6 protein-coding genes and 5 tRNA genes are annotated in these 5,838 nt (G+C 72.9%); 7 read left to right on the top strand and 4 right to left on the bottom strand.

Annotation, left to right across the window (positions count from 1 at the left end; all coding sequences use genetic code 11):
- The first annotated feature begins 283 nt into the window (after nucleotides 1-283).
- Nucleotides 284-853 (top strand): CGNR zinc finger domain-containing protein, encoded by a 570-nt coding sequence (locus ACFWXO_RS44630; protein WP_360230149.1) that lies wholly within the window; start codon nucleotides 284-286, stop codon nucleotides 851-853.
- Nucleotides 854-877: 24 nt separating this feature from the next.
- On the opposite strand, the gene ACFWXO_RS44625 is transcribed toward ACFWXO_RS44630, so the two are convergent.
- A complete protein-coding gene (locus ACFWXO_RS44625) occupies nucleotides 878-1,360 on the bottom strand; it encodes a hypothetical protein (RefSeq protein WP_375890044.1) in 483 nt (160 codons plus the stop codon).
- 111 nt (nucleotides 1,361-1,471) lie between these two features.
- Between ACFWXO_RS44625 and ACFWXO_RS44620 the strand changes: the two genes are divergently transcribed.
- A complete protein-coding gene (locus ACFWXO_RS44620) occupies nucleotides 1,472-1,972 on the top strand; it encodes a DsbA family protein (protein WP_380532803.1) in 501 nt (166 codons plus the stop codon).
- Between the two features lie 44 nt (nucleotides 1,973-2,016).
- Here ACFWXO_RS44620 and ACFWXO_RS44615 read toward each other — a convergent pair whose 3' ends face one another.
- From ACFWXO_RS44615 to ACFWXO_RS44605, 3 genes are all read right to left on the bottom strand, one after another.
- Entirely contained in the window at nucleotides 2,017-2,862 is an 846-nt protein-coding gene (locus ACFWXO_RS44615; protein WP_375890048.1) for a GNAT family N-acetyltransferase, read from the bottom strand.
- Nucleotides 2,863-2,935: 73 nt separating this feature from the next.
- The gene (locus tag ACFWXO_RS44610) at nucleotides 2,936-3,766 is read right to left on the bottom strand and encodes an aminotransferase class IV (RefSeq protein WP_380532800.1); all 831 of its coding nucleotides are present in this window, start codon (nucleotides 3,764-3,766) and stop codon (nucleotides 2,936-2,938) included.
- 25 nt (nucleotides 3,767-3,791) lie between these two features.
- Nucleotides 3,792-4,871, bottom strand: coding sequence for a chorismate-binding protein (locus tag ACFWXO_RS44605; RefSeq protein ID WP_375890052.1), 1,080 nt, complete (start codon nucleotides 4,869-4,871; stop codon nucleotides 3,792-3,794).
- A 332-nt stretch (nucleotides 4,872-5,203) separates the two neighbouring features.
- Between ACFWXO_RS44605 and ACFWXO_RS44600 the strand changes: the two genes are divergently transcribed.
- The 5 genes from ACFWXO_RS44600 to ACFWXO_RS44580 all read left to right on the top strand — a co-directional run bounded on the left by ACFWXO_RS44600 (nucleotide 5,204) and on the right by ACFWXO_RS44580 (nucleotide 5,725).
- Nucleotides 5,204-5,276, top strand: a tRNA-Gly gene (locus ACFWXO_RS44600).
- 40 nt (nucleotides 5,277-5,316) lie between these two features.
- A tRNA-Cys gene (locus ACFWXO_RS44595) sits at nucleotides 5,317-5,390 on the top strand.
- Between the two features lie 34 nt (nucleotides 5,391-5,424).
- Nucleotides 5,425-5,496 (top strand) — tRNA-Val (locus ACFWXO_RS44590).
- Between the two features lie 41 nt (nucleotides 5,497-5,537).
- Nucleotides 5,538-5,609, top strand: a tRNA-Val gene (locus ACFWXO_RS44585).
- A gap of 44 nt (nucleotides 5,610-5,653) precedes the next feature.
- Nucleotides 5,654-5,725: transfer RNA gene (locus ACFWXO_RS44580), tRNA-Val, on the top strand.
- Nucleotides 5,726-5,838: the final 113 nt, after the last annotated feature.

Genomic DNA, 5,838 nt, shown 5'->3' with positions numbered 1-5,838 from the left:
AGACAGGCCAGTCGGAGCTCGGCCGCGGCGACTTCTCCAAGATCCCCAACGGGCTGCCGGGCGCCACCGTCGTTTCCGGGGTCCCCGGCGGCTCCTCCCGGGCCGCGGGGCGAGGGGCTCGGCGGGGCCGCCGACACCCGGGCCGCGCCCAGACCGGGACACTCCGCCGGAATCCGTACAGGCCTTCGAACGAAGGCGCCGCCCTTATGCCGCAAGGGCCGGTATGGTCTGGGGTAACCGTGGACGCGGGGTACCGGAGTCCCCCTGCGCGAGGAGTCCCAACGTGCTGATCACCCATGACACCGAGTGCGCGCTGAGCATCCTCGTGGATCTGCTCAACACCGCGCCCGAGGTGTGCGGCGACGAGCGACTGCCGGACGTCGCCGCGCTGGACGCCTTCGTGGGCCGCCAGGAGATCAGCGAGATCGACTCGCTGACCGAGGACGACCTGCGCCAGGTGCAGGAGCTGCGCACCCGGCTGCGCGAGGTGTTCTGGACGGAGTCCACCGAAGCGGCCGCCGAGCTGGTCAACGCGATCGTCGCGGCCGCCGGGACGACGCCCCGGCTGGTCAACCACGACCACCACGACTGGCACATCCACTACTTCGCCCCGCACGCCGCGCTCGGGCCCCACCTCGCGGCGGAACTCGGCATGGCGCTGGCCTTCATCCTGATGGCGGGCGAGCGGGAGCGGCTGCGCCGGTGCGAGGCGCCGGACTGCGCGCGGGTCTTCGTGGACCTCTCCCGGAACCGCTCCCGGCGCTACTGCGACAGCCGCACCTGCGGGAACCGGCTGCACGTCGCCGCCTACCGGGCGCGCCAGCGGTCGGCGGAGGCCGTCGCCCCCGCCTGACCGGCGCCGCACCTCCCGCCCGGCTCAGATACCGCGTTTGCGGAGGATCTCCTCGATGTCGGCGAAGTCGCCGAGGCCGTCGTCCCGCTTGCCCGCCTGCGGCTTGCCGGACGCCTTGGGGTCCCTCGACGCCTTGGGCGCCTTGGGTGCCTGGGCCACCGCCGGACGCTCCGGAGCCGCTCCGGCCGCGGCCGGACGCTCCGCGGAGGACTCCACCTCACCGCGCCGGCCCGGCCAGCGGCTGGCGAACAGCAGCGCGGCGGAGACGCCGAGCAGCACCAGGCCCGTCCACACCCGGGGGTCGAAGACCAGCTTGGCCGCCCAGTCGGCGAACTCCCGGCCGATCGTGCTCGCCAGCGGGAACAGTCCGGTCAGGTAGAGCCCGGCGGGCAGCAGGGCGACCGCGAACCAGCGGGTCGCCGAGCGGAAGCGCCGCCGCCGGGCCCGCAGGCCCGCGACGGCCACGCCGCCGGCCGTGAGGAGGAAACTGATCGCCGCGGTCAGCACGGGTGCGCCCCTTCGCTTCCGGTGGTCCTGGACATCGGTGCCTCCCTCTCGGTCCGCCCTCGGGCGCACCGCCGGGCGGGGGCGGGCACCCACTAGTGGAACACTGGGGGAATGATCGATGGTTCCCTCCCCCGCCTCGAGTTCTGGTGCGACCTCCAGTGCCCGGACTGCCGCACCGCCCTGGACGACGTACGGGCGCTGCGCGCGCAGTACGGCGACGCGCTCTCCGTCGAGCTGCGGCACTTCCCGCTGGAGAAGCACAAGCACGCCTACGCCGCGGCGGAGGCGGCCGAGGAGGCGTTCGCCCAGGGGCTGGGGTGGCCGTTCGTGGAGGCGCTGCTGGCCCGGGTCGAGGAGTTGGACGCCCGGGGGCAGAAGCTGCTGCTGGAGGTGGCCCGGGAGGTCGGGGTGGACGCCGAGGAGGTCGACACCGCGCTGGTCGACGGCCGGCACATGCTGATCGTGGACTCCGACCAGGCCGAGGGCAAGGCGATCGGGGTCACCGGGACGCCGACGTACGTGATCGGCCGCGAGCGGTTGGACGGCGGGAAGAGCCAGGACGGGCTGCGCGAGCGGATCGTCGCGGTCATCGAAGCGGCGAAGGCCTCCTGACCGACGCACCTGACGCCCCGTCGGTCTGACGTTGCGTCAACTGCTCACAGCGGCTTGCCGTAACAGCGGTTGACGACCCGGTAGCCGAGCGAGGCGTAGAGCCGGAGGGCGGCCCGGTTGCCGGAGAAGACGTTCAGGCCGAGTTCGCGCACTCCGGCGGCCAGGCACTCCCGCTCGGCGAGCAGCATCAGGGTGCGGCCGTGGCCCCGGCCTCGGTGGGCCCGGTCCACCTCGACCACCATGACCCAGGCGAGCGGGGTGCCGTCCGGCAGGTCGCGCAGGTGGAGGTTCACCCAGAGCGAGCCGAGCGGCTCGGGGGCGCCGCCCGGGCCGTGGAGGCGGCGCAGGGCGACGCCGGGGGTCTCGACGCCCTGCTGGAGGACGTTGCGGTGGTCCAGGCGTGACTTGGCGCGGGCCTGCGCCTCGGTGAGGCCGGAGTCCCGCAGGGACTGGACGTACTCCCGCGCGGCCCGGTCGATCCAGGCGGGGAACTCGGCGGCGTCGATCGGGCGGGCGGTGACACCGGCGGGCAGCGGCGGGGCGGCGGTCAGGCTCTTGCCCAGGTTCCGCATCCGCTCGGTGTAGCCGAGGGCGGCGACCAGCCCCCGGGCGATCGGCGCGGACTCGGGGACGACGACGTCGACCCGGGTGCAGCCCCAGGCGCGCAGCACCTCCTCCGCGGCCAGGGCGCCGAAGGTGCCGCGGCCCCGACCGCGGCCCTCCGTGATCTCCAACTCCGCTATCTCACCCCAGAGTTCACTGTCGTGACGGGCTGAGCTGGTGCGCAGGGCGCCGACCTGGTGGCCGTTCGCGAGGATCCGCCAGCGTCTGGTGCGGCCGCCGGCCGTGGTGGGTGTCTCCGGGCCCTCGGGGCGCAGCGTGGTGGTCATGTCGTGGTCCCTTCCCCTCGCCGGGAAGGTTATCCGTGCTGCCCGGGGCGTCTGCCCGGCCGTTTCCCCGGGGTCAGGGGTCGAGGTCGTCGCCGCTGCGCTCGGCGAAGACGGCCATGGCCTTGGCGGTGACCGGGCCGGTGCCGGGCAGCCGGCGGTCGTCGACGCGGGTGACGGCCTGGACGTCGCGGGTGGTGGAGGTCAGGAAGATCTCCTCGGCCTCCTCGAGGACGCCGAGCGGGAGGTCGGCCTCCTCGGCGCCGCACCAGTCGACGACCAGCTGCCGGGTGATCCCGGCCAGGCAGCCGGAGGCGAGCGGCGGGGTGAGCAGGCGGCCGCCGAGGACCACGAAGACGTTGGAGCCGGTGCCCTCGCAGAGTCGGCCCGCGGTGTTGGCGAACAGGGCCTCGGAGGCGCCGGTGCGGTGGGCGGCGGCGAGGGCGACCACGTTCTCGGCGTACGAGGTGGTCTTGAGGCCGGCGACGGCGCTGTGCTCGTTGCGGCGCCAGGGGACGACGGCGACGGCGGTCTCGTCGGGGCGGGGGCCGATGGCGTTGAAGCCGACCACCAGGGTGGGGCCGGTGGTGCCGCGCTCCGAGCTGAGGGGGGCGTCGCCGCCGGTGTAGGTGACGCGCAGGCGGCCGAGCGGGGCCGGGTTGGCGGCGAGGACCTGGGCGCAGGCCTCGCGGACCACGGCGTGGTCCGGGTCGGGCAGGCCGAGGCCGCGGGCGGAGCGGGTGAGCCGGTCGAGGTGGCGGGTGACCGCGAAGGCCCGGCCGTCGACGGACTTCATGGTCTCGAAGACGCCGTCGCCGGTGGTGAGGCCGTGGTCGAGGACCGAGACGGCGGCGTGGGCGGAGTCGACCAGGGTTCCGTTGACCCAGCTCGTGGTGCGGGTGTTCATCGAGGGCTGCTCCTAGACACGGTTCCTAGACACGGTGCGGCTCGGGGGCGGTGTCGATGCCGGGCTCGCTGCCCGACGCTATCGCGACGAGTCGGGCGGCCTTGAGCTCGGTTTCCGCCCACTCGCGTTCCGGGTCGGAGCCCCAGGTGATGCCGGCGCCGGTGCCGAAGCGCAGGACCGGTACCCGCGGGTCCTGCCGGTCGAGCCAGAAGGTGCGGATGCCGACGGCGAGTTCACCCTCGCCGCGGTCGGCGTCGACCCAGCCGATCGCGCCGCAGTAGGGGCCGCGGGGGGCGGTCTCCAGGGCGTCGATGATCCGCAGGGCGCTGGACTTGGGGGCGCCGGTGACCGAGCCGGGCGGGAAGGTCGCGTCGAGCAGTTCGGGCCAGCCGGCGCCGTCGCGCAGGGTGCCCTCGACGGTGGAGACCAGGTGGACCAGGCCGGGGTGCTTCTCGACGACGCAGAGGTCGGGCACGGTGACGGTACCGGTCCCGCAGACCCGGCCGAGGTCGTTGCGGACCAGGTCGACGATCATCACGTTCTCGGCGTGGTCCTTGTCGAGGAGGTCGTCCTCGGTGCGGCCGGTGCCCTTGATCGGGCCGGACGAGACGGTGCGCCCGGTGCGGTGCAGGTAGAGCTCCGGGGAGGCGGTGGCGATCTCGACGCCGTGGTCGGGCAGTCGGACGGTCCCGGCGTAGGGGGCGGGGTTGCCGCGGGCGAGGAGGCCGGTGAGGGCGTCGATGTCGCTGCGGTCGGGGTCGGGCAGCGGCGCGGAGAGCACCCGGCAGAGGTTGGCCTGGTAGACCTCGCCGGCGGCTATGTGCGCGCGGATGCGGCGTACGCCCGCGGTGTAGGCGGCGCGGTCCAGGGAGCTGTGCCAGCTGCCGGCGTCCGGGCCGTGCCAGCCCGCGCCGGAGGGCGGGGCGGGCGCGGGGCGGACCTCGTCGAAGCGGGCGCAGGTCAGTCGGCCCTCGAAGTCGTAGGCGACGGCCCAGTAGCCGGAGGAGTCGAGCGCGGCCGGGTCCGAGGTGACGTCGCGCAGTCCGGTGGCCAGGCGGCCGCCGAAGCGGGCGAGCGGGGTGCGGGGGTCGGGATGGCCGGACACGGTTCTCCTGCGCGGTGGTGCTGGGGGGTGGCGGTGCTTGAAGTGTAGGTCGGGGGCGTGCCCCGGGTCGGGCCCGAGCCCGCCGCGCCCCCGCGTACGAGCAGCTGAGTGCGTCGCGCCGGTGTGCGCCGGGTGGCCTGCGGATGATCGTCCGGGAGCGCCGCAGGTGGTGGCCGGTGACCGGCCGGAGGGGCTGACGGAACGGCACTCCGTCGGCATCCCCTCGGCACGCTGCGGGAACGGATTTTTAGCTGGCCCGGGAATCCGCTAGAGTTCAACACGTCGCCAGGGAGCGCAGCCGAGGAAAAGCGGTGAAGGTCCCGGGGAGACAGGCGGACGTAGCTCAGTTGGTAGAGCATCACCTTGCCAAGGTGAGGGTCGCGAGTTCGAATCTCGTCGTCCGCTCGATGGAGAACAGTGTAAGGTCGTTCTTCATGCGTTGCCTGGTGGAGTGGCCGAGAGGCGAGGCAACGGCCTGCAAAGCCGTGTACACGGGTTCAAATCCCGTCTCCACCTCCAAGGGGTTCTCCCGGTTCCACCGGGAGACCTCCCCGCGCGATTAGCTCAGCGGGAGAGCACTACCTTGACACGGTAGGGGTCACTGGTTCAATCCCAGTATCGCGCACGTCGGACCTCACGAGGTCCGCTGCACAACCGCCTCACCAGGCGCGATTAGCTCAGCGGGAGAGCACTACCTTGACACGGTAGGGGTCACTGGTTCAATCCCAGTATCGCGCACAGTAACGAGCCCTTCGAGGCTCGCTGCACAACCGCCACACCAGGCGCGATTAGCTCAGCGGGAGAGCACTACCTTGACACGGTAGGGGTCACTGGTTCAATCCCAGTATCGCGCACAGTAACGAGCCCATCGGGGCTCGCTGCACAACCGCCACACCAGGCGCGATTAGCTCAGCGGGAGAGCACTACCTTGACACGGTAGGGGTCACTGGTTCAATCCCAGTATCGC

This window comes from Kitasatospora sp. NPDC059088, assembly GCF_042738155.1.
GTDB lineage: Bacteria > Actinomycetota > Actinomycetes > Streptomycetales > Streptomycetaceae > Kitasatospora.
Note: the sequence above shows the minus strand (reverse complement) of the source record. Positions and strands in the feature narration are given on the sequence as shown.

Bases quoted from the DNA above. Each gene is read 5' to 3' on its own strand.
- ACFWXO_RS44620 (WP_380532803.1), top strand. From the start codon at position 1,472: ATGATCGATGGTTCCCTCCCCCGCCTCGAGTTCTGGTGCGACCTCCAG.
- ACFWXO_RS44615 (WP_375890048.1), bottom strand. From the start codon at position 2,862: ATGACCACCACGCTGCGCCCCGAGGGCCCGGAGACACCCACCACGGCC.
- ACFWXO_RS44610 (WP_380532800.1), bottom strand. From the start codon at position 3,766: ATGAACACCCGCACCACGAGCTGGGTCAACGGAACCCTGGTCGACTCC.